Source organism: Acinetobacter lwoffii (genome assembly GCF_015602705.1).
Classification (GTDB): Bacteria; Pseudomonadota; Gammaproteobacteria; order Pseudomonadales; family Moraxellaceae; genus Acinetobacter; species Acinetobacter lwoffii_E.
Map to the genome: position 1 here is coordinate 1914314 of NZ_CP059081.1, position 24509 is coordinate 1938822.

Consider the following 24509-nt stretch of genomic DNA (forward strand, 5'->3'; position numbering starts at 1 on the left):
TTGGGTATTAACGTTTAACAGAACGTGACATACCAGCAAAACGTTGTTTGAACTTGTCGATACGACCGCCAGTGTCAACGTTCTTTTGCTTACCAGTGTAGAATGGGTGGCAAGCTGAACATACGTCTAGATAAAGAGTTTCTTTACCAAGAGCTGAACGAGTTTCGATTACGTTACCACATGAACAAGTAGCAACTAAAGTTTCATATTTTGGGTGAATATCGGCGCGCATCGTCGATTACTCCATTAGATTCAAGAAGGTTTAGCTGTCATCGCTATTGATCACTCTCAAATGAGGAAGCAGGAACATCGTTCATGCAGATCAACACCACAACAGACCATTCTTTTGGCCCACCGAGACGGATACCGTCAGAGCTAAGCGCAACAAGTGGGCATTATTATACGTGAAACTAATTCAATATGCGAATTATTCTTCAGCTTCTGATTCACTCTCTTTGGCCCACAGATTGGCAATAATCCCGCAGACCATTAACTGAATCTGATGAAAAATCATGATCGGCAGAACAATCATGCCCAGCGGCTGGCCAATAAATAAAATTTGCGCCATCGGCACTCCACTGGCCAGGGTTTTTTTAGAACCACAAAAGAATGCCGTTTTCTGGTCAGCGCGGCTAAAGCCCAGCCAGCGTGGAATATAAAGTGATAACAGCATCACAATGGTGAGTAACACCGAGCAAGCCAGCAATAGCAGCAACAAGGTACTCAGGCTCACTTCATTCCACAGCCCGGCCACGACGGCGCTACTAAAAGCGCCATACACCACCAGTAAAATCGAGCCTTGATCGAAGACCTTGACGATTTTTGGCATTTTCATCATTTGCGGATAGATCCATGGACGCAGAATCTGTCCTAAAATAAACGGCACCAAGAGCAGCAGTGTAATCTGGATAATCGAAGAAGTCGGATCAAAACCATGATCAGATTGACCGAGAATAAAAAATGCTACCAATAATGGAGTAATAAACATACCGATCAGATTGGAAAAAGAGGCACTACATACCGCCCCGGCGACATTGCCATGAGCCACTGAAGTAAAGGCGATCGAGGACTGCACGGTGGATGGCAGGAAACACATAAACAGGAAACCCCAATATAGTTCCTGTCCGAGCATGGGTAATAAAATCGGCTTGGCCAAAAGCCCGAGAATCGGAAACAGGGCAAAAGTTAGCGCAAAAACTAAAGTATGCAATTTCCAGTGCATAATGCCTTGCACCACAGCTTCACGAGACAGTTTGGCGCCGTGCAGGAAAAACAGGATGGCAATCGCTCCTGTCGTCACCCAGCCAAAGACTTCAGCCGCCTGCCCCGAAACTGGCAGCACACTGGCCAGCAAAACCATCACAAACAACAGTATCGTAAACCGATCCAATGCCAAGAACTTAAGCATATCCCTATAATCCCTCAGATTTTATTGTTTGATATAAAAATGCCCGGCTATCTTAACAGATGCCGGGCCCATGCTATGCACTCAGATTGATGTAATATTTTCATCTATACATGAATGCATTTCATATATCTCGCTACGTCACACTTAGTTATTACGTGCATTGTTGTCTTGCTGGATCAGCTCGATCTTGTAGCCATCTGGATCTTCAACAAATGCAATTACAGTCACGCCACCTTTCATTGGGCCGGCTTCACGCACCACATTACCGCCACGCGCTTTAATCTCTTCACACGCCTTGTATGCATCATCGACTGCAATTGCGATATGACCATAAGCATTGCCCAGTTCATAGCTGTCTGTATCCCAGTTATGCGTCAATTCCAGTACGGTGTGATTTTCTTCATCGCCATAACCGACAAAAGCCAGGGTAAAACGGCCTTCTTCGTAATCACGCTTACGAAGCAAAGTCATGCCAAGTACTTCAGTATAGAACTTGAGAGATTGTTCTAAATTGCCTACACGTAACATGGTATGCAGCATGCGCATATTAATCATCCTTCTGTACAGATTGTTGTTGGTGTTCACCGAGCAGTTTTGCGACCCAAACCACTAGAATCAGGATCGGAATCCCAATCAGAGTAGTCATCAGGAAGAAATTCGGATAACCGATATTGGTGACTATAGTACCCGAATATCCGCCTAAAATCTTAGGCGTCAGGGTCATGAGTGAGCTAAAAATCGCATATTGAACAGCGGTAAATGATACACTGGTCAAGCTCGACAAGAATGCAATAAACGCAGCACCAGCCAGCCCGGCAGCCAGATTATCGACAATAATGGCAAAATAAAGCCACTTGTCGCTATAAGGTTTAATCACCTTACCACTGACTTCGACCGTATCTGAACTGTTGCCATCTACGACCGCTAAGGGCTGAATATCGACATCTAGATTCTGGGTATTGCTCAGCTGAGCATTGACCTGATAAACATGTGTTGTTTGCTGCAGTGCCTGATCATCTTGCATCAAGACGGCACTGATAATATGTGCAGGTGACTGAATCAGTTGTTGTGCAGGAATCGCGGCAGTAAATACGCCTTCACTTTCCAGTTTTGCCTCAATATTCTGATCATTGATTTGCAAAACAATCTTTTGATTCTCTTGCAGTGCTTCACCGACATACTGGCCGCGCACCACAATAGTCTTGTCCTGCTCAGCTGCGGTGAGAGTATTGTCACTGGTGATCGGCAGGATCTGTAACTGGGTGCTGCCCTGTTCTGCGGTCAAATATGGCATATTGACCTTCACAGGCGCTTGATTGGTATTATCTGTATTGAGATAAGCGGCTGAGACTTGCAGCTGTTTGCTCTGCGCCAGCACTGCACTTGGGATATCCAGCTTCCAGTAACCTACTTCATCGGTCTCTGCCTGATAAACCTGATTACCGGCTTTAACTTCGACAGCTGCCAGTTTTTCACCTGACTTGACCAGTCCGATAAAAATCAGGTTGGTGGAACAGGCCAGCACGGCACCGACAAACATCAGTTTCATGATGTTCATCTTCTGGGCCAAGAGCCCGCCAAGGAATCCACCGACTAAAGAGAAAATGACTCCATAGACTTTAACCGCCTCGGCAATCTGTTCTTTACTGAAATTCAGGTCCTGATAGAACACATTGGAAATGACGCCGGCAATAATATCGGAGACCCGATAAAAACCAATCAGCAATAACAGCACCAAAGCCAGCTTTAAACCATACCGTTTAAAGAAGTCGGCAACCGGATTGACCCAGGTTTCGTAGGCCATCTGCTTGTTAACCGCACCCATTTTTACCAAGCTTGCCCCGATGACAAATGCGACGGCACCCGAGCCAATAAAGCGCAAAGCTTCAAAACAGAACAAGGCAAAGGTATCTTGAATGGCGAATTGTTCGGTGATGCTGGCCACCAGATTGCCTGAATAGATATAGCTCAAGACAAAACTGATTACCGCCACAAAAAACACCGCGACTAAACGGAAATAATCACTGCGCACGTAATGTTTGCGTACACGGTCAATCTGTGGCTCCCGAATGGACAGGGTGGTGATAATACCGACCAGCATGACGGCAGCCATCGCCAGATAGGTCCATTTCCAGGCATCGTAGATATAGTTGCCTTTAGCTGTTCCCAAATAGGCTGCCAGAAACAAGGCACCAGCACCGGCCACGATCATCCCGATCCGGTAACCGGCATTATAGGTGGCAGCCAATACGGTCTGCATCTGGGTTTCCGCCAGTTCAATCCGGTAGGCATCAATCACAATATCCTGCGTTGCTGCGGAGAAACCAAGCAGGACTGCACCGAGCGCCATTTGCTGTAAATGTGTTGCACCCAAAGCCGGATCAGAAAAGGCCATAATGGAAATGGCACAGACAATCAGAATCTGCGCAATCAGCAACCATGCACGACGGCGTCCCAGAACCTTGGTCAGAAATGGGACTGGCAGTTCATCAATGAGCGGTGCCCAGACGAATTTAAATGAATAGCCCAATGCGGCCCAGCTAAAGAAAGTTACTGCACTTTTGCTGATTCCGGCCTCACCTAACCATAAAGACAGACTGGAAAAAATCAGAAGAATCGGCACACCAGCCGAAAATCCCAAAAACAGCATGATCAATGCACGTCGATCTAAAAATGCTGTAAATGCGGATTTCCAACCCGTCGTTTGTGTTGTCATTGCTTTATTATTTTCCGCAGAAAAACCAATTGCTGCTATTCAATCCTGTAATAGCGTATCTTTCAACAAGATTTATATATTTATCACATTTCCGGTTTTTTATTTTCTGGCAAAAGCGACATGTTGGCTTGAATTTTTCAAGTAAATCTGTATACCTTAACTCTTATCAACGTAATATTTCGTTTTGGATTTTCAACAGTGACCCAGAGACTCGATCAAATTAATTCTTCTATTGCCAGCAACACCAGCACAACTCCACAAAAAATCCGCTCAGATTTACTTATCTCTGCATTTGAACAAAGCGAAATTAAAAATACTCTGGACCATACCCGGTTAATATCCACCCAGCTGACGCATATTCCAAACCTAGAAAAAATTCCTGCGTCAACCAAACGGATCAAACCCCTGAATAATTTTCTGGGCCAAGATCGCGCACGCGCCTCAGTTGAGGCCGGGATTGCCCTGCCTTATTCCGGCTATAACATTTTTGCTGTTGGTACCGCAGGACTCGGAAAACGCACTATGGTGAAGCGTTTGCTGCAGCAGTACGCCAAAACTATGGAAACTCCTAATGACTGGGTTTACGTCAATAACTTTCAGAACCAGCGTCAGCCGATTGCATTGGAACTGCCTCCGGGTCAGGGTCCAAAATTCCAAGCCATGTTGAATCAAAGCTGGCAAACAATTCTAAAACAGCTTGAGCGCCGTTTTACTGCAGAGACCTATCACAACCGCATTGAAATGATTCGCCAGGAAACCGGTGATGAACAGCAGCAGGCGCTCATCGAACTGACCAAGGAAGGCGCAGAACTGGATCTGAAGCTGATTTCGCGACATGATGAGCACTGTTTTGTCCCTGTGCATCTGATTGATGACAAATTACAGGAAATGTCCCAAGAAGATCTGAATGCCTTAAGCAACAAAGATCGTGCCGAATTGGCGTCCAACATGCGTTATATGGACAAGAAACTGGAACGTCTGGGTTTGCATCTGGGTGATCTGGAAGATGATGCACGCGACCGCGTACAGATCCTGAACCGCGATATCGCCAAGCAGGTGGTCTTACCGCGAGTCGAACAGATTCTGGCGAAATTCAAACATGTGGAAGGTCTGGAACATTACCTGAAGTATTATGCCGAAGACATTATCAATAATGTCGAAATTGTGCTGGAACAGGAAGAAGATGATTTCACTCCGGCACTATTCAGCCGCGTACCAGCCCGCTATCAGGCAAATGTGATTATCACACACAAGCCGAACAGTGGCGTACCGGTGATCTTTGAAGATTTTCCAACGCATTACAACTTGCTGGGTCATGTGGAACAACTGACCCAAAATGGCACGATCACTACAGACTTCACCCTGATTCGTCCAGGTACATTGCATAAGGCCAATGGCGGCTTCCTGATGCTTGAAGCGGAACAATTGCTGGAACAGCCCTATGCATGGCAAGGCTTGAAGCGCGCGCTTAAATCCGGGCATTTAAAACTGTCCTCGCTCGAGCATATGATCACGCTGACCGGCAGCATTTCGATTGAACCGGCTTCGATTCCATTGAATATCAAGGTCATCTTGCTGGCTGAGCCTGAAATTTATTATGAAATTTTAGAGCTTGAACCAGAGCTAGGCAGCATCTTTAAAATCCGTGCCGATTTCACCGATACATTACAACGTAATGACAATAACGAGCAGGCTTATATGCAGCTGATTGCCGACTATGTGCAATCGGATAAATTATTGCCTTTTGACCGTTCTGCTTTGGCCGCCTTGCTCACAGATTCCAGCCGTCAAGCCGAAGATCAAAGTTCATTGTCATTACATGCTCTGACGCTGGGCGATCTGATCCGTGAAGCACATCATCATGCCTTCCAGGCCGGTGACAAGATGGTTTCAGAAAAACATATCAACACCGCACTGGATCACCGTAAATATCGTCTCGGCTATTTACGTGAACTGTACTGGCAGGATCTGACCCGTGGTACTCAACTGATCGAAACCCGTGGTCATCGTCTGGGCCAAATCAATGCCCTGTCCGTCATTCACTATGCTGATGTTGAGTTTGGTCTGCCTTCACGTCTGACTGCTTCGGTTTACCAAGGTGGCGGTGATATTCTGGATATCGAACGCAGTGTCGAACTCGGTGGCTCCTTACATGCCAAGGGCGTGTTGCTGATGTCGTCTTTCCTGAAAGCACATTTTGGCCGTGAACAGACCTTGCACTTCTCTGCTGCGCTAGCGTTCGAACAAAGTTATGGTCAGGTCGATGGTGACAGCGCCACAGTCGCGGAACTTTCTGCCTTGCTATCTGCCATCAGTCAGTTACCGATTGATCAGTCCTGGGCCATTACCGGTTCCATGAACCAGCTGGGTCAAGTACAGCCGGTAGGCGGTGTGAATGCCAAAATTGAAGGTTTCTTTGATGCTTGCAAGTTACAAGGCTTGACCGGAAAACAAGGTGTAATTATCCCACGGCAAAATATGCAACATCTAATGCTGCGTAAAGATGTCACCATTGCTGTGGAAGAAGGCCAGTTCCATATTCACGCGATTGATACTATTGATCAGGCACTGGAAATCCTGATGGCGCGTCCTGTCGGTACCTTGGATAAAAAAGGTCGCTATAGCAAAAATTCAATCTATGCCGCAGTGATGGCACAGCTGGATTATTGGCAAGCGATTGAAGATGGTGCCGAACTGGTCGAAGTACCGAAGAAAAAGAAAAAAAAGAAGAAGAAAGACAAGAAGCAAATCGTCGAGCCACAAACTGAAGTTGAAGCTGATGTTTCGACAGTTGAAAAGCCGGATGCAGCGACAGAGAATTAACTCTGACCTTGCTCCAGATAAAATAGAGATAAAAAAAAGCGCTTCTCAATGAAGCGCTTTTTCACATCTGAACTTAATTTAATAGAAAATTAAGCATCAGCTGCCGGGCTATACTGTTCAACTAAAGGCTTTAATTCACCTTTTTGGAACATGTCGAGCATGATATCACTACCACCGATCAACTCACCATTGATCCAAAGCTGTGGAAATGTCGGCCAGTTGGCGATTTGTGGTAACATCGCGCGAATGTCCTGGTTTTCCAGAATGTTTACATAAGCAAACGGACGACCAATTTGACTGAGTGCTTCTACTGCACGTGCAGAAAAACCACATTGTGGAAATTGCGGTGTGCCTTTCATGTAAAGAAGTACTGCGTGTTTTGCAATTTGGTCACGAATTAACGCTTCGGTATCGCGTGCTTGTTCAGTCATTGATAAATCCTCAACTCATCTGTCTCGCATTATACCCAAATCCAGGCAAAACAGTATGTCTAAAGCAATAATTCCAATTTTATTTACAATTACCCTTTAAATCTGAGCGGGTTTTTGCTTATATAAGTTTTTCTTTCCACCTAACAGTTAAGAGTTAGTCATGAATAATATTACCCTCGCACCGGTACAAACTGATCAACCGTCTCATTTGATGCCTGTTTTTGGCCGTCAACCGATCAGCTTTGTCCGAGGACGAGGTGCATATCTTTATACCGAAGATGGTACAGAGTATTTAGATGCATTAACCGGAATTGCCGTATGCGGTTTGGGCCATGCGCATCCAGTCATTGCCGAAGCGATTGCTGAACAGGCAGCGACCCTGATTCATACTAGCAACCTGTTTGAAGTGCCTTGGCAAACTGCTGCCGCACAAAAACTGGCTGAAGTTGCAGGCATGGAAGAGGTATTCTTCTCGAACAGTGGTGCAGAATCCAATGAAGGTGCAATCAAAATTGCACGTAAATTCGGTCATATGCAAGGCATTGCTTCACCAAAAATTATTGTTGCTGACCAGTCTTTCCATGGTCGTACCATGGCCACCCTGTCTGCTACAGGCAATAAAAAAGTGCAAGAAGGTTTTGGCCCGCTGGTTGAAGGTTTTATTCGTGTACCTTTTGGTGATATCGAAGCAATTGAAGAAGCTGCAATCAATCATCCGGATATCGTAGCGATTTTGATTGAGCCTATTCAGGGTGAAGGCGGTGTCAATACCGCACCTCAAGGTTTCAGCTATTTAGAAGAAATCCGTCAAATCTGTAACCAGCACAACTGGCTGATGATGCTAGACGAAGTACAAACTGGTAATGGCCGTACCGGTAAATACTTTGCTTATCAGCACACCAATATTATTCCGGATGTATTGACCACAGCCAAAGGCTTAGGAAATGGCTTCCCGATTGGTGCAGTCATGACCCAAGGTCGTGGCGTCGGTGTATTAACTGCTGGAAATCACGGTTCTACCTATAGCGGTACAGCACTGGGTTCGCGTGTGGTCTATACCATTCTCGATATTATGCGAAAAGAAAATATCGTCGCGAATGCGGCTGAAAAAGGTGCTTATATCGTTGACCAGCTACGCAACAAACTGGCAGATCAAAATGTCATCGTACGTGGTTTCGGTCTGATGATCGGGATTGAATTACCAAAAGAATGTGGTGATCTGGTTGCGATTGCACGCAATGAATACAAGATGATTATCAATGTCACTGCAGGCAATGTCGTTCGTCTGTTGCCTACCCTGAATATTACCCAGGAGCAGGCAGACCAGTTGATCGAACGTCTGGTAAAAATGATCAAAGCTTATTTGGCATAAAGCCCTAGCCTAAAAATTAAAAAAGCCGCTCTAAAGCGGCTTTTTTATGATTCTGCATTCTATGATGCGTTTTGTAACATACGTCCGCCAGAGATCTGGCTAAAATATTGTTTCAAGGTATCAAGACAACGGAGAATTTTTGTAGGTTGTTGTTCACGTTTCGGAATAACGGCATACAGTGTAATCGGTGGCAGTCTCCATTCAGGCAGAACTTCAACTAAAGTACCGTTAAGCAAATCCTTTTTAGCATCAAGATATAAAACCTTGGCAATTCCATTACCCTGCAAGCACATCGATTTCGCAACCAAACCGTTATTGGTACTGAAACGGGATTTCAGTTCAAACTCGGCTTTTTCTGCAGTATTCACATGTTGGAAATGATAATACTGATGGTTTTTAAGATGCGTTAAAGGCAAGACCTCATGATTTTTAAGATCATCAGGTTTCGAAATAATGGTGCTTTGATTAATATAACTCGGTGTCGCCACCAGAATTTGCTCAATCTGCATCAATGGCACAACCTGAAGATTATGCTCATCATTTTTCTGTTCAAATCTTAGGGCGATATCAACCCGCCCATCCAACAAATCAACCTCATGATTGTTTGTTTCTAAATGTACTGCCAAGCCACGATGTGCAGCCATCCAATGAGAAAGTGCAGGAATCACATGATTCGCGCATAATTCTGGCAAAGAAACGATACGCAGCTCACCCACAAGATCATCACGTAACTCATTGATCCGGACTTTACCGCGTTCAGCAGCAGATAACATTTCTTGACAGCTATGGAAAAAAGCTTGTCCCGCTTCGGTCAGACTTAATTTTCTCGTAGAACGGTTTAGAAGTACGACTTCCATATCGTGTTCTAATGAGCGAATTTGTTGACTGACGGCGCTGGTCGTAATCCCTAATTCACGGGCAGCACCGCTGAACGAGTTTTTTTCCACAACGCAAGCAAAGACACCCATTGCTCGAAGTTGATCTAACATAAATTTCCCTCTAAACTTATGAGGTGCTCCATCATTTGATAAAAGCAACTTATTGTATTATACGGCGAAATTTACACTTTGCATTATTTATTTAATTGTTTGGTAAAACTGCAGTAGGATTAATAGGTTTGCCGTCTAAACGCACCTGAAACTCAAGCATGGTGCGGGTTGTACCAGTCGACCCCATTTCTGCAATTTTTTGACCAGCCGTTACATTTTGGCCACTTTTCACGTTCAATTTACTGTTATGTGCATAAGCCGTGATATAGCCATTGATATGCTTTACCAACACCAGATTGCCATATTCTTTCAGACCATCAGCGGCATACACCACCTGCCCGTCTGCTGCTGCAAATACCGGATCGCCGACATTGCCACTATAGCGGGTGCCCTTGATATTAGAAGCTAAATTGTATTGCTGAAGAATCGCACCATTCGATGGTTTTACCCAACGTAAACCTGCAGCCGTAGATACTGGCGTAACCGGTGCAGATGTATTGACGCGTGGTGTGGTTTGTACTGTGGTTGCTGGCGTAACCGGTGCCGGTGTAGGCACTGCAATTGTTTGACGCTGGATTGGCGCTGCCTGAGTCATAGCCTGAGTACTGGTGCTACGGCGCGCAGTATTGCTTTTCAGGCGGATTGATTGTCCGACATAAATCCGGTAAGGCGCACTGATATCATTCATCTCGGCAACACTGATATAGTTCAGTCCATAACGTGCTGCAATCCCACTCAATGTATCTCCTGAACGCACCGTATAGAAATCAGGAGCTGTTGCATAACGCGTTGCATTATTCACCTGGGGTTTGGTGGCACAACCGGTAATTACTCCTGTAGAAATAACAACGGTCGATAAAACGAGGGTTTTAATCAGGGTTGCAGGCGAAGCTACGACACATTTCGGTAACACCAAGAACATTATCTTCCTCTCTAATGCTATACGGTTGCAAAATTCCGTTAAGATTAGCAAAGTTTTACGGCAATATACTTGCAATCGCGAGTTTTTCACAAAGTTATAACACTAAGGACGCATTTTCTGCCAATTGTGTTTGTAAATTCCGCAGACTCTCATAATTGGTAGCATCCATCTGAATCGGGGTAATACTGACATAGCCATTGGCGACCGCAGAGAAGTCCGAATCGATTTCGTTAAACCCTGGCTTAGGGTCTGCGACTGCTTCTCCTGAGAGTCCAATCCAGAATACCTGACGACCACGCGGATCTATATGACTCGTCACCGGTTTAGACTGACGGCGGCGACTTTGATATGTCACTTTTTCCCCCTGCAATTCAGTTACATCTGGAATATTGATATTAAAAATATGTCGCTCAGGCAGAACAGGCAAACCACGAGCAATAAAATCATGCACCCATTCGGCGGCCAACTGATAATCCTGAGGCTGCTGATAGCCACGTACATTCGGCCCACTCAGTGATACGGCAATCGCAGGATGTTTAGTTAAACGACCTTCAAAGGCCGCCCCGACTGTACCGGAATACAAGATATCATCTCCCAGATTTGCGCCGCTATTTATCCCGCTAACCACCAGGTCAAATTCAAAATCAAATAGCCCGTTCATAGCCAAGTAAACGCAATCTGCCGGCGTCCCATTAACCGCCCAGACATCAGGAGAAATCTGGATTGGGCGTAAAGGGCGGTCCAAAGTTAAGGCACTAGAAAAGCCACTGCGTTCACTTTCCGGTGCCACAATCACCACTCGCCCCAAAGGCTTTAGCGCTTGCGCCAAAGCCTGAATACCGGGTGCAAACACCCCATCATCATTTGAAACTAAAATATTCACTAAAAAATCTCGTTACGCTAAAAAATGACTGACTAGGACATTTCATTGTATTAGTGCAGGAATTATATATATTTATTGCTCGACATCCATCTTTATAATATGTGGCTCAAGATGATTAAAAAATTCTCTTTATTTAGCGCTCTCACTTTAAGCTTGGCAGCATTTATTTCCCCTTCAGTTATGGCAAACGATCTGACTGTTGAAGAAAACAATACCATTGTAAAAGAAGATATTGCATCAGCACAGGTTATGGCTGAAGTTTGCCCGGCAATCATTGGTCAAAATCCAAAATTTAACAGCACCGTTGAACAATTGATCCAGTCTTATCTTGCAGACTACTCAGATAAAGGCATGAGCTATCAAAAGCTACAGGCAGACAGTGAATATAAATCTTTACTTGAAGAAGCACGTCAGGGTGCAAAGCAAACCAGCTCAGACGAGCAGAAAACTGTCTGTGAAGAAATGCTGAACTACCAAGGCTAAGCCAGCTAAATTTTCAAATAAGACGGTGTAAACATCGTCTTATTTTCTCTTACAGATTTATTCATAATTCTACAGCTTCGCTACATTTTCCCACTTTTCAATTTCAAAAATAAGTTTAAGCTAGGCAAATTATTGTTCTAAATCCATTTTTTGAGTTTTCAATGAAAAATCCAATATTCCAAGCTTTAACATTCTGCGCAATTTCTGCCGCCACTCTTTTGGGAACTTCTGCATTTGCAGCCGATGAAAACATTAATGTTACCCCAACTCAGCAAGTGACCAAACAGGAACTGGCAGCCATTTATGTTCTTTCAGAAATCTGTCCAAGCATGGTCAAAGACAAGTCACAGTTTAATCAGGGTTATACCAAGCTGGTGACTGAGTATATGCCGGGCCAGCGTAATCCGGTTGAAAGCTTAAACCAGATGGCTAAACAGAACGATTTCCGCAATATTCTGGCCGAAGCACAATCGGATGCCAAGAAAGCCGGCAAGAAAAAAAATCAGGTGATTTGTAATGAATTAACCACCTATAACAATTAAGCTGCTTTTCTGCCGATAACTTACAATACTTTTGAAATAAGACCGGGTTTCCCATAGAAGTCAGCCTAGCTTTGTCCTAAAATGCTAGGCTCTTCGTGCTTACATCAAGATATAGGAACCCACTAGAAATGACCCAAAAAACTGCCCTTGCTGCATTATTATTAGTTCCTAGTTTTAGCTTTGCAGCAACTGTCCTATCTGCACCACCAGAATTGAATAATAAATCCTACGTGCTAATGGACTACGAGACAGGGCAACTTCTCGCTTCAAAAAATGAAAATGAAAAATTAGCCCCTGCTTCAATGACCAAGATGATGACCAGTTACATCATCGAACAAAAACTATTGAGCGGTGAACTCACTGAAGATGAACAAGTGCGCATGAACGAGTCAGCATGGTGTCGCGGCAGTAGCGCGGAATCATGTATGTATGTACCTTTAAATGGTACGGCAACTGCACTTGAAATGCTTCGCGGGATTATTATTCAATCAGGGAATGATGCATCGAAAGCCATGGCTGAACATATTGCAGGGAACGAGGGTACCTTTGCACATATGATGAATCAGGAAGCTAAACGTATTGGCATGACCAATACCAGCTTCGTGAACTCAACCGGTATGCCGGCTGAAGGCCATTATTCAACTGCCAAAGATATGGCAACGCTGGCACAGCACATCATTAAAGACAGTTCTAAATATTATCCGATTTATGCGGAAAAAGAATTTACCTTTCATGGCATCAAGCAAGGTAACCGTAATGCCCTGCTATATACTGACCCGAGTGTAGATGGTCTAAAAACTGGCCATACTAATGAAGCCGGTTATTGCTTGACCACTTCTTCAAAACGTGGTCCTACACGTCTGATTTCAGTGATTTTTGGTGCACCAACCATGCAGGAACGTGCGACACAAACACGTGAGTTGCTGGCTTGGGGTTATGCAAACTTCGAAACCAAAAATGTTCAACCAGCTAAACAGGTACTTGCCAAAGCCAAAGTCTGGTTTGGTAAGGAAGATGAAGTTCAGATCGGTCTTGCTGAAAACTTTAACGTGACCATGCCGAAAGGTCAGGCCAACGCGATTAAAACCCAGCTCGTGGTTCAGCCTAAACTGACTGCACCTTTACAGCCAGGTCAGGTCGTAGGTAAATACGTTGCGACTCTGGATGGCAAAGTGATTTCAGAAAAACCATTGGTGGCTTTAAACGCAGTTGAAGAAGCAGGTTTCTTCGCGCGTATGCTCGATCATATTAAACAGTTCTTCTCAAACTTGTTCTAAGTTTAAATAGACTGTTTTAGTCCCGGACTAAGACCAAAGCACTCATTCAGATGGGTGCTTTTTATTTTATACTATGCACATGATCCTTAAACTTTTAATGAGCAGATCACCATGAGCCAAAATATTCGACCATATCTGGACACTACTCCAGAAATTGATGAATCGTGTTATATCGATCCGATGGGAATCGTGGTCGGCGATGTGGTCTTGGCTGAAAATGTCTCAGTCTGGCCTTTTGCCGTGATTCGTGGTGATGTCAATTCCATCCGGATTGGTAAAAATTCGAATGTTCAGGATCATGCTATGTTGCATGTCAGTCATAAAAAAGCCGATAAGCCTGAAGGTTCGCCTTTAATTATTGGTGAAGATGTCACCATTGGCCATCATGTCAAACTACATGGTTGTACCATTGGCAATCGTGTTTTGGTCGGTATTGGTACGATTATTCTGGATGATGTGATTGTTGAAGATGATGTCATGATTGGTGCAGGTTCGCTTGTTCCACCGAATAAGGTTTTGGAAAGTGGTTATTTGTATGTGGGCAGCCCTGTGAAAAAAGTGCGTCCGCTGACAGATAAGGAAAAAGCATTTTTGCCTTATTCAGCGCAGAATTATGTGAAGGTTTCGGGGAATTATAGATCTTTTAAATAATTCAATCACTTTAGAAGTCGGTAAATAATACATGAAGACCATAATAAAATTAAATAATTTAGATGCTAAAAAATTTTTTCAAGAATCTCATAATTATTGTAATTTAGACCTTCCTGTATATTTTAATTTTTCACCACTTTTATCCAAAGTATCGGAATATATGGATAATAAGCAGTTTAATTCATTAGGGTCTGTTGACATTTACTGTTCATAATTAACCCTATAAAGGTAGCCATAAAAATATACAGGCTAAAGCAACAGAACTTTGATAATTTCTTTTGAGCTTGTCATATCGAGTAGCTATTCCTCTAAATTGCTTTAATCTACAAAACATATTTTCAACTAAATGCCTGATTTTATATAAACACCAGTCCATATGGTCATTGTTTGATTGGCTATTTGTTTTCTTTGGTATATTCGCTTTAGTCCCTGTTTTTCTGATCTGCTCACGCAGTGGTTCTGAATCATAGCCTTTATCTGCGCATACCACTTCTGTCTCTTTTAAATCTAATGTTGATATTAAATCAGGTGCAACTTTAACATCATGTGTGGTTCCATCGGTAATCATGAAATCAATAGGATTGCCATGTGCATCAACAATCAAATGTATTTTTGAGGAGTTTCCCCCTACACTTTTAGAAATAGATTGATTCGCTATGCCGGCAGAATGTTGATGAGCACGTACATGAGAGCCATCAATAAAAATCCACTCCATATCGGGACATGAGGCTAGTAATTTGAATAATCTAAGTAACTTACCGCTGCTTGACCAACGATTAAAACGTTTGAAAATAGAGTTGGAATGACCAAAACAACAAGGAATATCTCGCCACGGACAGCCTGTTCTAATTCTATAGAGAATAGCTTCAATAAAATTGCGTAAATTTGAGTTGTGGTGAATGGATAAATTACGCAGAATAACTTTCAACTTTTGCCAGTGTTGATCTGTCAGCATGGTACGAGGCATAGCGAATAGTAAAATTGGGTTTGGCGATTTGATTTTACTACTTCGCTATTTTTTTAAGCTAAAAGTGTCAACACACCCTAATAAATTCAACAACAAAACCTTATGAACTTTCAGATGTAAATTATATTTTCCTCAACAATAAAGATGGAAAATTTTCTTGGCGACCTTTTCAATTGATCCATCCTGCTTTTTATATATATTTAAGCAATTTAATATGCAATGAAACTAGTTGGCGTTTGCTTCAAAATCGCTTTAAGGAGTTTAAAAATAATAAAAATATAAGCTGTTATAGCTTACCCCCTGTAGAGGATTTCTCATCTAATTCTGTTTCCAGTCAAAATATTCACAGATGGTGGAAAAATATAGAGCAACAATCTATTGAACTAGCTTTAATATATGATTATGTACTTCATACAGATATTAATAATTGCTATGGATCTATTTATACCCATTCTATTGCTTGGGCCATACATGGTAAAGATGAGGCAAAAAAATTAAAAAATGATAAAAATCTGTTAGGAAATTTAATAGATTAGGACTTACGCACTGTTATTTATAGACTCTCTGTGGTAGCAGATGATTTTTATCGAGAATAAAGTCATCAATGAAGTTTTTGATAATTGGTCTAAATAATTTCTTCTGCCAACGATATACATTTTCAAAGATCCGCTCAAACTGGTTCTTTTGTATCTCAACGTAGGCCATCAAGGCTGAAAAAATATGATTCAAAATCAGTTTAGACCGTCTTACCTGAAACTTTTCAATATGACAAACCTGTTTAATCACCCGGTGATATTGTTCTATTTTCCAATGACTTGAATGTAATTCATGAAAACCCTCAAAGGATAATAAATCATCTTCATCTTGATACACAATATAAAACCTCTGCTGTTCTTTTAACTGAGTCTTAAATAATTGTACAAAGCCAAAATCTTTGAGCCAGACCACTTGACCCTGATGGAAATTTGGCAATAAACGCAGTTGAAACCATTGTCCTTTTTCAGGGGAAACCTTACGGTTACAGTCGATACCAAACATAAATCGAATACCATGTTTTCTTATGGTTTTTAGATTTCCAGTCGATGAATACCAACTATCACCTGAAATAAATTGAATCTTTGCACCCCAACTAAGTACTTCACTTAACATATCCATAAAGTAATCATTCTTGGTTTTACTTTCAGATTTGTCATAAATTCGGAAATTAATTGGAATATTTTGACCATTTTGATCTGTCGCATACAAGGTAATGAGATTAATACCCTTGACGGATCGGTGGTGTTTGCCTGACCAAAAATAGCTAACCAAGTCCATATGTTGACTATATGGTTTATCTAAAACAGTATCATCAATACTGACTATAAGCTTATTATTATCAATATGTTGAATTGCTTCTTGATATAGGTCGTGAGGTGTGTAGTCTTCACGCTCTAGAAAGCGATTTACACTATCATGCGAGATATTATAAGTCTCGGCAAGTTGTGTGCAGCTAATAGAGTTCGGTTCTGTCATGAGAAAGCCCATATAAATGGGTAATGTACAAGTTGCTGTAGAAGCATGTTTAGTTCGTCTGATCACAGATACGTTATAAACTATTGTAATACTTTTTTGAATCCGTCAATGCGTAAGTCCTATAGATAAAGCCATTAGAGATATGTGCCATGGTCAGACTAATGGTATACCACAAGGCAGTACTTTAATGGATTTTATTGCAGAAATCATTCTCGGTTACGTCGACTTATCACTAACTAAGGAGATTGAAAAAACTGAAATTATTAATTATAAAATTATAAGATATCGTGATGATTATAGAATATTTACACATTCACCTCATGAAGCAGAGCACATAGCTAAATTATTAACAGAGTGCTTATTAAACATGGGAATGAGTTTAAATAATCAAAAAACTGGAATGTCTAGTAACATAATTCAAAGCTCAATAAAACCTGACAAGTTGTTTTGGATAAACCAAAAAAGATCGAATAAATCTCTTCAAGAGCATTTGATCTTAATTCATCAACTGTCAATAAAATACCCTAATTCTGGAACTTTAAAAAAGGCATTACATAAATTTCATTTACGATTAGAAATTGAATCTAAAAAAAGTGAGGTAAGTGACTACAGAGTGTTAATTAGCATAGTAGTGGATATCATGGTTAAAAACCCATCTACTTATAGTACAACTACTGCTCTTTTAAGTGAACTTTTCACTTTTTGCACGTTACCTGCTGAATGTGAAGAAATTTTAAATCTAATATTGTTTAAATTTAAAAATATACCTAATACAGGACACTTAGAAGTTTGGTTACAAAGATTAACTATTAAATATGATCGTTTTTTTGAATATGTAGAACCGATAACTAAAAAAGTTAACGATAGTTCATTAATTTTATGGAATTCTGGTTGGCTATCACCAACTCTATGTAAAGTTATTGACTCATACCCTATAATTAATGAGAATAGTATTGAAAATATAAGTCATATAATAACGAGCGAAGAAATTAGAATCTTTAAAACTTCTTACGACAATGGTTACTGACCTTTTTAAATCATTAGATTTAAGACATAGCCACACACCCCAAAATTTTATACAATAGTGCACTCTCTTCCTTGGTGCTATTCTATGACCGCTTGGACTGCTCACGTCACTGTCGCAACCGTCATCGAAAAAGACGGAAAATTCCTGTTTGTCGAAGAACATACAGAAGCTGTGACACACACCGTATTTAATCAGCCAGCAGGTCATGTGGAATGCGGTGAAACCATTATCGAAGCCGCAATTCGTGAAACCATGGAAGAAACCGGACATACGATTGAAGTGACCCATCTTTTAGGGATGTATACTTATACCCCACCGATGTTTCCGGATCGTACTTATTTTCGTTTCTGCTTTTTAGCCAAATCCACTGACTACGACCCAAATGCCGCTTTAGATACGGATATTGTCGGCGCAGTCTGGATGACATTGGACGAACTGAAAGAATCGGCGCGTGCCCGTAGTCCCCTGGTGATTAAAGCCGTGCAAGATGCCCTGTCAGGTCAAAAATACCCTTTATCGCTCATTTACGAGCATCAAAACTCTCCCTTAATTTCAAATTTGGATGCCTAATCCTATGCAACAACGTGTCATCGTCGGTATGTCGGGTGGTGTAGATTCATCTGTTTCTGCTGCGCTTTTACTTCAACAGGGTTATCAGGTTGAAGGTCTTTTCATGAAAAACTGGGAAGAAGATGACGGCACAGAATATTGCACGGCGATGGAGGATCTTGCCGATGCACAAGCCGTTTGCGACAAAATCGGCATTAAACTTCATACCGCAAACTTTGCCATGGAATATTGGGATCGCGTATTCGAACATTTCCTGGCGGAATATGCAGCTGGCCGTACGCCAAACCCAGACATTTTATGTAATAAAGAAATTAAATTTCGTGCCTTTCTCGATCACGCAGTAAATCTGGGTGCAGATTTTATTGCGACGGGTCATTATTGCCTTCGTGGTGAAACCATGACCAACTCACGTGGTGAAGAATATGCACCTTTATTGCGTGGTGTGGACAATAACAAAGACCAGACTTATTTCCTGCATGCGGTTCATGGTCGTGAAATTAATAAGACCCTGTTCCCTGTTGGTGAAATTGAAAAGCCACAAGTCCGTAAAATTGCAGAAGAATTAGATCTGGTTACGGCCAAGAAAAAAGACTCGACTGGGATCTGTTTTATTGGTGAACGTCGTTTTAATGACTTCTTGAAGCAATATTTACCCGCTCAACCCGGAAAAATTGTACTGGAAGACGGTAAAGAGGTTGGTGATCATCACGGCTTAATGTACTATACGCTCGGTCAACGCGGTGGTATTGGTATTGGCGGTATGAAAGGCGTTGCTGAAGGTGCCTGGTTCGTATTGCATAAAGATATCGAAGGCAATCGTCTGGTGGTCGGTCAAGGCCATGAACACCCACTCATGCAGAGCACGATGCTCTGGTCTGAGGCAATTGACTGGGTGGCAGGTGAGCAGGATATTCCTGAAACAGGTTTCCGCTGTACGGCCAAAACCCGTTACCGTCAGACTGATCAAGCATGTACTGTGTATCAAGATTCAGAATCACCGAATGGTGTTCGTGTTGAGTTTGATGAACCTCAACGTGCAGTGACCCCGGGTCAAAGCGTGGTGTTCTATTCAGGTGAAGTTTGTTTAGGAGGTGGTGTGATTCATCATACCAATGCACCTAAACCTGATTTTATAAAAGGATGAATTCGGCATGACGGAGTTACCATTTCAACCAGCCACAACGTTGAATACTCGTCAAAATCGTGCTTTGGCATTAGCGGGTGTGTTTCAGGCCACCCAGCTAACCCATATGACAGCATTGACGGGTCAGCAAAGCATTGGTGAAAGTGGTAACTTTTATTTTGAACAGTTGATTAGAGCCAGTCTTAATATCCGTCCCGGCAGCAATCAGAATGCCCAGACACTCGACTTTTTTAATCAACTGGCCGATATTTCCTTAGGTTTAAAAACATTAGAAAGCAGTATCATTCAACCCTTCAATACTTCTCCAAAATCCAGAATTCCAAAACTTTCCAGCACCAAACTTCCCATGAGCTATGCAATGGCACTTCTTCAGTTAGAAAAGAAGGTCTATAGCAACCCCAAATTTGTTGAAATTATTGAACAGTCCCAACAGAAAATTCTCAGACAGCTCTCCTTCTTCGATAATAATTACGTGCACCCCAGCATCATTGCCAATCTGGCTCAAACCTATGTCGATACCGCCGGACAGATTAATCCGCGCATTATGGTACGTGGCAATGCCGAAGCCTTTAAAGATGCCGGACACACCAATCGTATTCGTGCGTCCTTATTTACCGGTTTGCAAATGGCACACCTGTGGCGTCAGCTCGGTGGCAGCTCTTGGGGCATGGTATTTGGCAAACGCAAGTTGCTACAAGATATTCAGAATCTAGCGCGTTTACAGTTTCAGGTAGTTTAACTGATGCTGCACGTGTTTCGTTTTACGTTTAATTCCAAAATCTAAGGAATCGATATGAACGCTTTAACTGCACTTTCTCCATTAGATGGACGTTACGCGAGCAAATGTGATGCTCTACGTCCTTTTCTTTCTGAGTTTGGTTTAATCCATGCTCGTGTGACTGTTGAAGTGCGTTGGTTACAAGCGCTTGCAAACCACCCGGAAATTACTGAAGTACCGGCGTTTTCAGGCGAAACTAATGCAGCGCTTGATGCGATTGTGAGCGATTTTTCTGAAGATGACGCGAATCGCATCAAAGAGATCGAACGCACCACTAACCACGACGTTAAAGCGGTTGAGTATTTCCTGAAAGAAAAAATCGCTGGTATCGAAGAACTTAAAAATGCCGGTGAATTCATTCACTTTGCATGTACGTCTGAAGATATTAACAACCTGTCACATGCCTTGATGCTGAAAAGCGGTCGTGATGTACTGGTTGCATCTATGCAGCAAATCATCGATTCAATCGTTGCGCTTTCTGAAAAGCATGCAGACCAGCCAATGTTGTCTCGTACTCATGGTCAAACTGCAAGCCCGACAACTTTGGGTAAAGAAATGGCGAACGTGGCTTACCGCCTTGCACGCCAAATCAAACAGTTCAAAAATGTTGAGCTACTGGGCAAAATCAATGGTGCAGTAGGTAACTACAATGCGCACTACTCTGCTTACCCAGACATCAACTGGCCTGCGCATTCACAAGCATTTGTAGAGTCTTTGGGTCTAGACTTCAACCCGTACACCACTCAAATCGAGCCACATGACTATATGGCTGAACTGTTTGATGCGCTACGTCGTTTCAACACTATTCTGATCGATTTTAACCGTGACATTTGGGGCTATATCTCTCTTGGTTTCTTCAAGCAAAAACTAAAAGAAGGCGAAGTTGGTTCTTCAACCATGCCACACAAAGTTAACCCAATTGACTTTGAAAACTCTGAAGGTAACTTGGGTATTGCCAATGCTGTACTTGCACACCTTGGCGAAAAACTGCCAATTTCTCGCTGGCAGCGTGACCTGACTGACTCTACTGTGCTTCGCAACATGGGTGTTGGTTTTGCGCAAAGCTTAATTGCTTTTGAAGCTTGCTCTAAAGGTATTGGTAAACTTGAGTTGAATGCTGCGCGTATCAATGAAGATTTAGACAATGCGCAAGAAGTATTGGCTGAGCCTATTCAAACTGTAATGCGTCGTTACAACGTTGAAAAACCATACGAAAAACTAAAAGCCCTGACTCGTGGTCAAGCCATGACTCGCGACATGATGGTTGATTTCGTAAACGGCAACGAGTTAGAAGCTGTTCCTGCTGCTGACCGTGCGCGTTTAGCGGAAATGACCCCTGCATCATATACAGGTAATGCTGCTGACCAGGCCAAACAAGTAGCTGCGCTGATTGCAAAAATCTAATTTGCAATAAGACGAAAAGGCGAAGCTCAGGCTTCGCCTTTTTATTTATAATGTGTTTTATTCTAAAAAAGATATTTCATAATAACGACATGATTGAACATCGACTTTCTGCCAAACATTACACAAGCCTGAGCATTTTAATTCTGGCGAGTTTGCTTGTCAGTATTCGTCCTTTAGAACTGGAAGCTTATCTCTTGCATCAAGCAGGCACAGTTTTCATGATCATCATGCTGCTCATCTGCCTGTATAAAATCGGGCTGAATTTTTTAAGTTTTAATTTATATATTCTTTTTCTGATTGTTCATGTGATTGCTGCGCACTATCTGTATTCTTATGTGCCCTATAACCAGTGGATCGAACAGATTTTTGGCTTTAATCTGAATGAAGCCATGCACTGGTCACGCAATATGTTCGATCGATTTGTCCATTTGGCCTACGGATTATTACTTTATCCAATTTTCCATCGCCTGTTTCAGGTCTGGTTACCGCAGCAAAAACCTGTGGTCATTTTCCTGCTGGTGATTCAGTTTGTGGTGGCCAGCAGCATGCTCTATGAATGGCTGGAATGGCTGATTGCCATTGGTTTATCTCCTGAGGAAGCTGAAAACTATAATGGACAACAAGGTGATATGTGGGATGCGCACAAAGACATCTTGCTTGCTACGATTGGCGCGGCGATAACAGGCGGGCTGCAATTGATACCGAAAAATCAAAAAAGCTCATCGAAGTGAGCTTTTAAAATCACAATCTAATAGCTGAATTAAAGTTTTGGATGACGCATTTAATTACATTCATATCTTCAATTATGAATGTGGGCAATATCGCATCCAATCATCTTTCATTTTTTGCAGTTCATTATCCGTCAACATCTCACTGTAATAAATGAAATAGGTTGCATCAGGATATTGAATCTCATGACGGAACATTATGCCACGCAGTGACACAGATAACTCCTCAGGAAAATCATCCTCTAAATAAAGTTCTTCAAATTCATAATTAAAATAACAATTTTGCGTCGCAAGAAATGCTTCAGCTATAGCCATGTTTCTGCTCTAACAATAAAATATGCTTTATTTTATCTGATTAGTTTCAGTGATGGTTTACATTTCATTCGGTTCAATCCATTGAACAAACTTAGATTCTGACAAATGTGGATATTTGAACTTATCTAGATATTCAAAGCAGGCCTTTTGGCCTTGAGGGATTTTATCCAGATGCTTATCGAAGAATAAATGCCGACTATATTGAGCGCCATCAAAGCGAATACTCACACGTTCAAATTCGTTACCACCTCGAACTTTATGCATCTGATAAAACTGCACAACACCACATTCCTTCGATGGAATAACAGGTGGATCATTGGGCTTTAGAAAGCTATACAGCAGAAAGATACAAACGCCGGGTAGAAAACTCAGCCAAAACAAAACCTTCTTAGAATTATCCTGAGTTAATTTTGCTTCAGAATAAAGCATACATAACATCGGAATAAATACGATACTAAAAAACCCAAGCAACAAAATAAACGTGAGCATATGAGCCTAGACTCAATCAGAGTACTCCACTTATATCATAACAATATGATTTCAAAAAATAAAAAAGCTCACCGAAGTGAGCTTTAAAATTCATTCAAGATCAACTGAATTAAAGTTTTGGATCACGCATTTGTACCAAGTTTGCATTGGCTTTACTTAAGCTTTCCATGACTTTATTCATGACAGTGGGTACCAGTGAATCAGCAATTTGCGCTGCTTGCAGGCCCAGCTTTTCACCCAAAGTTGGTTTTTTTCGGGTCTGGATGGAATAGATATCATGTTGGGTCAACAAGTTGAGCAGGTATTCATCTGAGGTTTGCAGTTTATCCACCAGATTTAGATCCAGCGCATCCCGACCATACCAATGCTCACCAGTGGCCACTTTTTCAATATTCAGCTGTGGGCGATACTTTTCAACGAAATGTTTGAATAAAGCATGGGTTTGCTGTAGTTCTTCTTCAAACTTAGCCTTACCCTCTTCGGTATTTTCACCAAACATGGTCACGGTACGTTTGTATTGACCTGCGGTATAGAGTTCAAAGTCGATTTTATTGTCTTTCAGCAGACGGTTAAAATTGGGTACTTGAGCAACTACACCAATTGAACCAACAATCGCGAATGGTGCAGAAATAATTTCATTGGCAATACATGCCATCATATAACCGCCACTGGCCGCCACTTTATCGACACAGATGGTCAGATGAAAACCTGCCTCACGTAACCGTACCAGTTGAGCTGCTGCAAGTCCATAACCATGTACCATGCCACCCGGACTTTCCAGACGCACTACCACACGGTCACGACCTGCTTTGGCAGTGGCCAGAATCAGGGTGATTTCTTCACGTAAGCCTTCTACCGCAGAAGCCGCCATATCACCTTTAAAATCGAGTACATAGATTTTTTGATTGGTTTTCTTACGCGCACGCGCTTCTTTTGACAGTTGTTGTGATAACTGTAAAAGTTCCAGTTTAGAGCCAGTAGTTTGCGCTATCTTTTTTCGTTGTTCATTGATACGCGCATTGAGATGACTAATACGGATTTCAGCGGACAGTTTCGGAGTATGAAATAACATAAAAAA

25 protein-coding genes and 1 pseudogene are annotated in these 24509 nt (G+C 42.1%); 13 read left to right on the forward strand and 13 right to left on the reverse strand.

Going from position 1 to position 24509, the window contains the following annotated elements; translation table 11 throughout:
* Positions 1–7 precede the first annotated feature (7 nt).
* The 4 genes from rpmE to H0S56_RS09255 form a co-directional block, all read right to left on the reverse strand.
* Positions 8–232 (reverse strand): 50S ribosomal protein L31, encoded by a 225-nt coding sequence (gene rpmE, locus H0S56_RS09240; RefSeq protein WP_004279743.1) that lies wholly within the window; start codon positions 230–232, stop codon positions 8–10.
* 195 nt (positions 233–427) lie between these two features.
* Entirely contained in the window at positions 428–1408 is a 981-nt protein-coding gene (locus tag H0S56_RS09245; RefSeq protein WP_005104573.1) for a bile acid:sodium symporter family protein, read from the reverse strand.
* A 144-nt stretch (positions 1409–1552) separates the two neighbouring features.
* The gene (gene gloA, locus H0S56_RS09250; RefSeq protein WP_004279741.1) at positions 1553–1954 is read right to left on the reverse strand and encodes a lactoylglutathione lyase; all 402 of its coding nucleotides are present in this window, start codon (positions 1952–1954) and stop codon (positions 1553–1555) included.
* A gap of 1 nt (position 1955) precedes the next feature.
* Positions 1956–4124, reverse strand: coding sequence for an AmpG family muropeptide MFS transporter (locus H0S56_RS09255; protein ID WP_195724901.1), 2169 nt, complete (start codon positions 4122–4124; stop codon positions 1956–1958).
* Between the two features lie 198 nt (positions 4125–4322).
* Between H0S56_RS09255 and H0S56_RS09260 the strand changes: the two genes are divergently transcribed.
* Positions 4323–6947, forward strand: coding sequence for a Lon protease family protein (locus tag H0S56_RS09260; protein WP_195724902.1), 2625 nt, complete (start codon positions 4323–4325; stop codon positions 6945–6947).
* A gap of 89 nt (positions 6948–7036) precedes the next feature.
* On the opposite strand, the gene grxD is transcribed toward H0S56_RS09260, so the two are convergent.
* Complete coding sequence (gene grxD, locus H0S56_RS09265; RefSeq protein ID WP_004279738.1) at positions 7037–7378, reverse strand: Grx4 family monothiol glutaredoxin; 342 nt, start codon at positions 7376–7378, stop codon at positions 7037–7039.
* Positions 7379–7538: 160 nt separating this feature from the next.
* On the opposite strand from grxD, the gene H0S56_RS09270 reads away from it, so the two are divergent.
* Positions 7539–8750, forward strand: a complete 1212-nt coding sequence (locus H0S56_RS09270; protein WP_195724903.1) for an aspartate aminotransferase family protein — start codon at positions 7539–7541, stop codon at positions 8748–8750.
* A 59-nt stretch (positions 8751–8809) separates the two neighbouring features.
* Here H0S56_RS09270 and H0S56_RS09275 read toward each other — a convergent pair whose 3' ends face one another.
* From H0S56_RS09275 to surE, 3 genes are all read right to left on the reverse strand, one after another.
* Entirely contained in the window at positions 8810–9739 is a 930-nt protein-coding gene (locus H0S56_RS09275) for a LysR family transcriptional regulator (RefSeq protein ID WP_195724904.1), read from the reverse strand.
* Between the two features lie 91 nt (positions 9740–9830).
* Complete coding sequence (locus H0S56_RS09280; RefSeq protein WP_195724905.1) at positions 9831–10661, reverse strand: peptidoglycan DD-metalloendopeptidase family protein; 831 nt, start codon at positions 10659–10661, stop codon at positions 9831–9833.
* A 94-nt stretch (positions 10662–10755) separates the two neighbouring features.
* Complete coding sequence (gene surE / locus H0S56_RS09285) at positions 10756–11544, reverse strand: 5'/3'-nucleotidase SurE (protein WP_004279734.1); 789 nt, start codon at positions 11542–11544, stop codon at positions 10756–10758.
* 111 nt (positions 11545–11655) lie between these two features.
* On the opposite strand from surE, the gene H0S56_RS09290 reads away from it, so the two are divergent.
* From H0S56_RS09290 to H0S56_RS09305, 4 genes are all read left to right on the forward strand, one after another.
* Complete coding sequence (locus H0S56_RS09290; protein WP_004279733.1) at positions 11656–12027, forward strand: MCR_0457 family protein; 372 nt, start codon at positions 11656–11658, stop codon at positions 12025–12027.
* Between the two features lie 161 nt (positions 12028–12188).
* Entirely contained in the window at positions 12189–12569 is a 381-nt protein-coding gene (locus H0S56_RS09295) for an MCR_0457 family protein (protein ID WP_005104587.1), read from the forward strand.
* A gap of 128 nt (positions 12570–12697) precedes the next feature.
* Positions 12698–13846: a D-alanyl-D-alanine carboxypeptidase PBP5/6 gene (gene dacC, locus H0S56_RS09300; protein ID WP_195724906.1), complete on the forward strand. Its 1149-nt coding sequence runs from the start codon at positions 12698–12700 to the stop codon at positions 13844–13846.
* A 111-nt stretch (positions 13847–13957) separates the two neighbouring features.
* On the forward strand, positions 13958–14497 hold the full coding sequence (locus H0S56_RS09305) for a gamma carbonic anhydrase family protein (RefSeq protein WP_195724907.1): 540 nt from the start codon (positions 13958–13960) through the stop codon (positions 14495–14497).
* A 201-nt stretch (positions 14498–14698) separates the two neighbouring features.
* Here the strand turns inward: H0S56_RS09305 and H0S56_RS09310 are convergent.
* Positions 14699–15464: pseudogene (locus H0S56_RS09310) on the reverse strand (IS5-like element ISAba31 family transposase).
* Positions 15465–15637: 173 nt separating this feature from the next.
* Here H0S56_RS09310 and H0S56_RS09315 point away from each other — a divergent pair.
* On the forward strand, positions 15638–16000 hold the full coding sequence (locus H0S56_RS09315; RefSeq protein ID WP_195724909.1) for a hypothetical protein: 363 nt from the start codon (positions 15638–15640) through the stop codon (positions 15998–16000).
* 13 nt (positions 16001–16013) lie between these two features.
* On the opposite strand, the gene H0S56_RS09320 is transcribed toward H0S56_RS09315, so the two are convergent.
* Positions 16014–17042: an IS701 family transposase gene (locus H0S56_RS09320; RefSeq protein ID WP_082190861.1), complete on the reverse strand. Its 1029-nt coding sequence runs from the start codon at positions 17040–17042 to the stop codon at positions 16014–16016.
* Positions 17043–17163: 121 nt separating this feature from the next.
* On the opposite strand from H0S56_RS09320, the gene H0S56_RS09325 reads away from it, so the two are divergent.
* The 6 genes from H0S56_RS09325 to H0S56_RS09350 all read left to right on the forward strand — a co-directional run bounded on the left by H0S56_RS09325 (position 17164) and on the right by H0S56_RS09350 (position 22630).
* The gene (locus H0S56_RS09325; RefSeq protein WP_195724910.1) at positions 17164–18003 is read left to right on the forward strand and encodes an RNA-directed DNA polymerase; all 840 of its coding nucleotides are present in this window, start codon (positions 17164–17166) and stop codon (positions 18001–18003) included.
* A gap of 84 nt (positions 18004–18087) precedes the next feature.
* Complete coding sequence (locus tag H0S56_RS09330) at positions 18088–18573, forward strand: NUDIX hydrolase (protein ID WP_195724911.1); 486 nt, start codon at positions 18088–18090, stop codon at positions 18571–18573.
* 4 nt (positions 18574–18577) lie between these two features.
* Positions 18578–19717 carry a tRNA 2-thiouridine(34) synthase MnmA gene (gene mnmA, locus H0S56_RS09335; RefSeq protein WP_195724912.1) on the forward strand — a complete coding sequence of 380 codons (1140 nt, stop codon included), beginning with the start codon at positions 18578–18580 and terminating at the stop codon, positions 19715–19717.
* A gap of 7 nt (positions 19718–19724) precedes the next feature.
* Complete coding sequence (gene hflD / locus H0S56_RS09340) at positions 19725–20456, forward strand: high frequency lysogenization protein HflD (RefSeq protein ID WP_195724913.1); 732 nt, start codon at positions 19725–19727, stop codon at positions 20454–20456.
* A gap of 54 nt (positions 20457–20510) precedes the next feature.
* Entirely contained in the window at positions 20511–21899 is a 1389-nt protein-coding gene (purB, locus tag H0S56_RS09345) for an adenylosuccinate lyase (protein WP_121980356.1), read from the forward strand.
* An 89-nt stretch (positions 21900–21988) separates the two neighbouring features.
* Positions 21989–22630: a DUF2238 domain-containing protein gene (locus H0S56_RS09350; protein ID WP_195724914.1), complete on the forward strand. Its 642-nt coding sequence runs from the start codon at positions 21989–21991 to the stop codon at positions 22628–22630.
* A gap of 72 nt (positions 22631–22702) precedes the next feature.
* Here the strand turns inward: H0S56_RS09350 and H0S56_RS09355 are convergent, their stop codons facing one another.
* The 3 genes from H0S56_RS09355 to sohB all read right to left on the reverse strand — a co-directional run bounded on the left by H0S56_RS09355 (position 22703) and on the right by sohB (position 24503).
* Positions 22703–22942: a hypothetical protein gene (locus tag H0S56_RS09355; protein WP_195724915.1), complete on the reverse strand. Its 240-nt coding sequence runs from the start codon at positions 22940–22942 to the stop codon at positions 22703–22705.
* Between the two features lie 57 nt (positions 22943–22999).
* Entirely contained in the window at positions 23000–23431 is a 432-nt protein-coding gene (locus H0S56_RS09360; protein ID WP_004279718.1) for a hypothetical protein, read from the reverse strand.
* 109 nt (positions 23432–23540) lie between these two features.
* The gene (sohB, locus tag H0S56_RS09365) at positions 23541–24503 is read right to left on the reverse strand and encodes a protease SohB (protein ID WP_044112889.1); all 963 of its coding nucleotides are present in this window, start codon (positions 24501–24503) and stop codon (positions 23541–23543) included.
* Positions 24504–24509: the final 6 nt, after the last annotated feature.

Bases quoted from the DNA above. Each gene is read 5' to 3' on its own strand.
- H0S56_RS09330 (WP_195724911.1), top strand. From the start codon at position 18,088: ATGACCGCTTGGACTGCTCACGTCACTGTCGCAACCGTCATCGAAAAA.
- gloA (WP_004279741.1), bottom strand. From the start codon at position 1,954: ATGCGCATGCTGCATACCATGTTACGTGTAGGCAATTTAGAACAATCT.
- H0S56_RS09355 (WP_195724915.1), bottom strand. From the start codon at position 22,942: ATGGCTATAGCTGAAGCATTTCTTGCGACGCAAAATTGTTATTTTAAT.
- H0S56_RS09305 (WP_195724907.1), top strand. From the start codon at position 13,958: ATGAGCCAAAATATTCGACCATATCTGGACACTACTCCAGAAATTGAT.
- H0S56_RS09360 (WP_004279718.1), bottom strand. From the start codon at position 23,431: ATGCTCACGTTTATTTTGTTGCTTGGGTTTTTTAGTATCGTATTTATT.
- rpmE (WP_004279743.1), bottom strand. From the start codon at position 232: ATGCGCGCCGATATTCACCCAAAATATGAAACTTTAGTTGCTACTTGT.
- H0S56_RS09290 (WP_004279733.1), top strand. From the start codon at position 11,656: ATGATTAAAAAATTCTCTTTATTTAGCGCTCTCACTTTAAGCTTGGCA.
- grxD (WP_004279738.1), bottom strand. From the start codon at position 7,378: ATGACTGAACAAGCACGCGATACCGAAGCGTTAATTCGTGACCAAATT.
- H0S56_RS09275 (WP_195724904.1), bottom strand. From the start codon at position 9,739: ATGTTAGATCAACTTCGAGCAATGGGTGTCTTTGCTTGCGTTGTGGAA.
- purB (WP_121980356.1), top strand. From the start codon at position 20,511: ATGAACGCTTTAACTGCACTTTCTCCATTAGATGGACGTTACGCGAGC.
- hflD (WP_195724913.1), top strand. From the start codon at position 19,725: ATGACGGAGTTACCATTTCAACCAGCCACAACGTTGAATACTCGTCAA.
- H0S56_RS09245 (WP_005104573.1), bottom strand. From the start codon at position 1,408: ATGCTTAAGTTCTTGGCATTGGATCGGTTTACGATACTGTTGTTTGTG.
- H0S56_RS09325 (WP_195724910.1), top strand. From the start codon at position 17,164: ATGGATTTTATTGCAGAAATCATTCTCGGTTACGTCGACTTATCACTA.
- H0S56_RS09255 (WP_195724901.1), bottom strand. From the start codon at position 4,124: ATGACAACACAAACGACGGGTTGGAAATCCGCATTTACAGCATTTTTA.
- H0S56_RS09280 (WP_195724905.1), bottom strand. From the start codon at position 10,661: ATGTTCTTGGTGTTACCGAAATGTGTCGTAGCTTCGCCTGCAACCCTG.
- H0S56_RS09350 (WP_195724914.1), top strand. From the start codon at position 21,989: ATGATTGAACATCGACTTTCTGCCAAACATTACACAAGCCTGAGCATT.
- H0S56_RS09270 (WP_195724903.1), top strand. From the start codon at position 7,539: ATGAATAATATTACCCTCGCACCGGTACAAACTGATCAACCGTCTCAT.
- mnmA (WP_195724912.1), top strand. From the start codon at position 18,578: ATGCAACAACGTGTCATCGTCGGTATGTCGGGTGGTGTAGATTCATCT.
- dacC (WP_195724906.1), top strand. From the start codon at position 12,698: ATGACCCAAAAAACTGCCCTTGCTGCATTATTATTAGTTCCTAGTTTT.
- H0S56_RS09295 (WP_005104587.1), top strand. From the start codon at position 12,189: ATGAAAAATCCAATATTCCAAGCTTTAACATTCTGCGCAATTTCTGCC.
- sohB (WP_044112889.1), bottom strand. From the start codon at position 24,503: ATGTTATTTCATACTCCGAAACTGTCCGCTGAAATCCGTATTAGTCAT.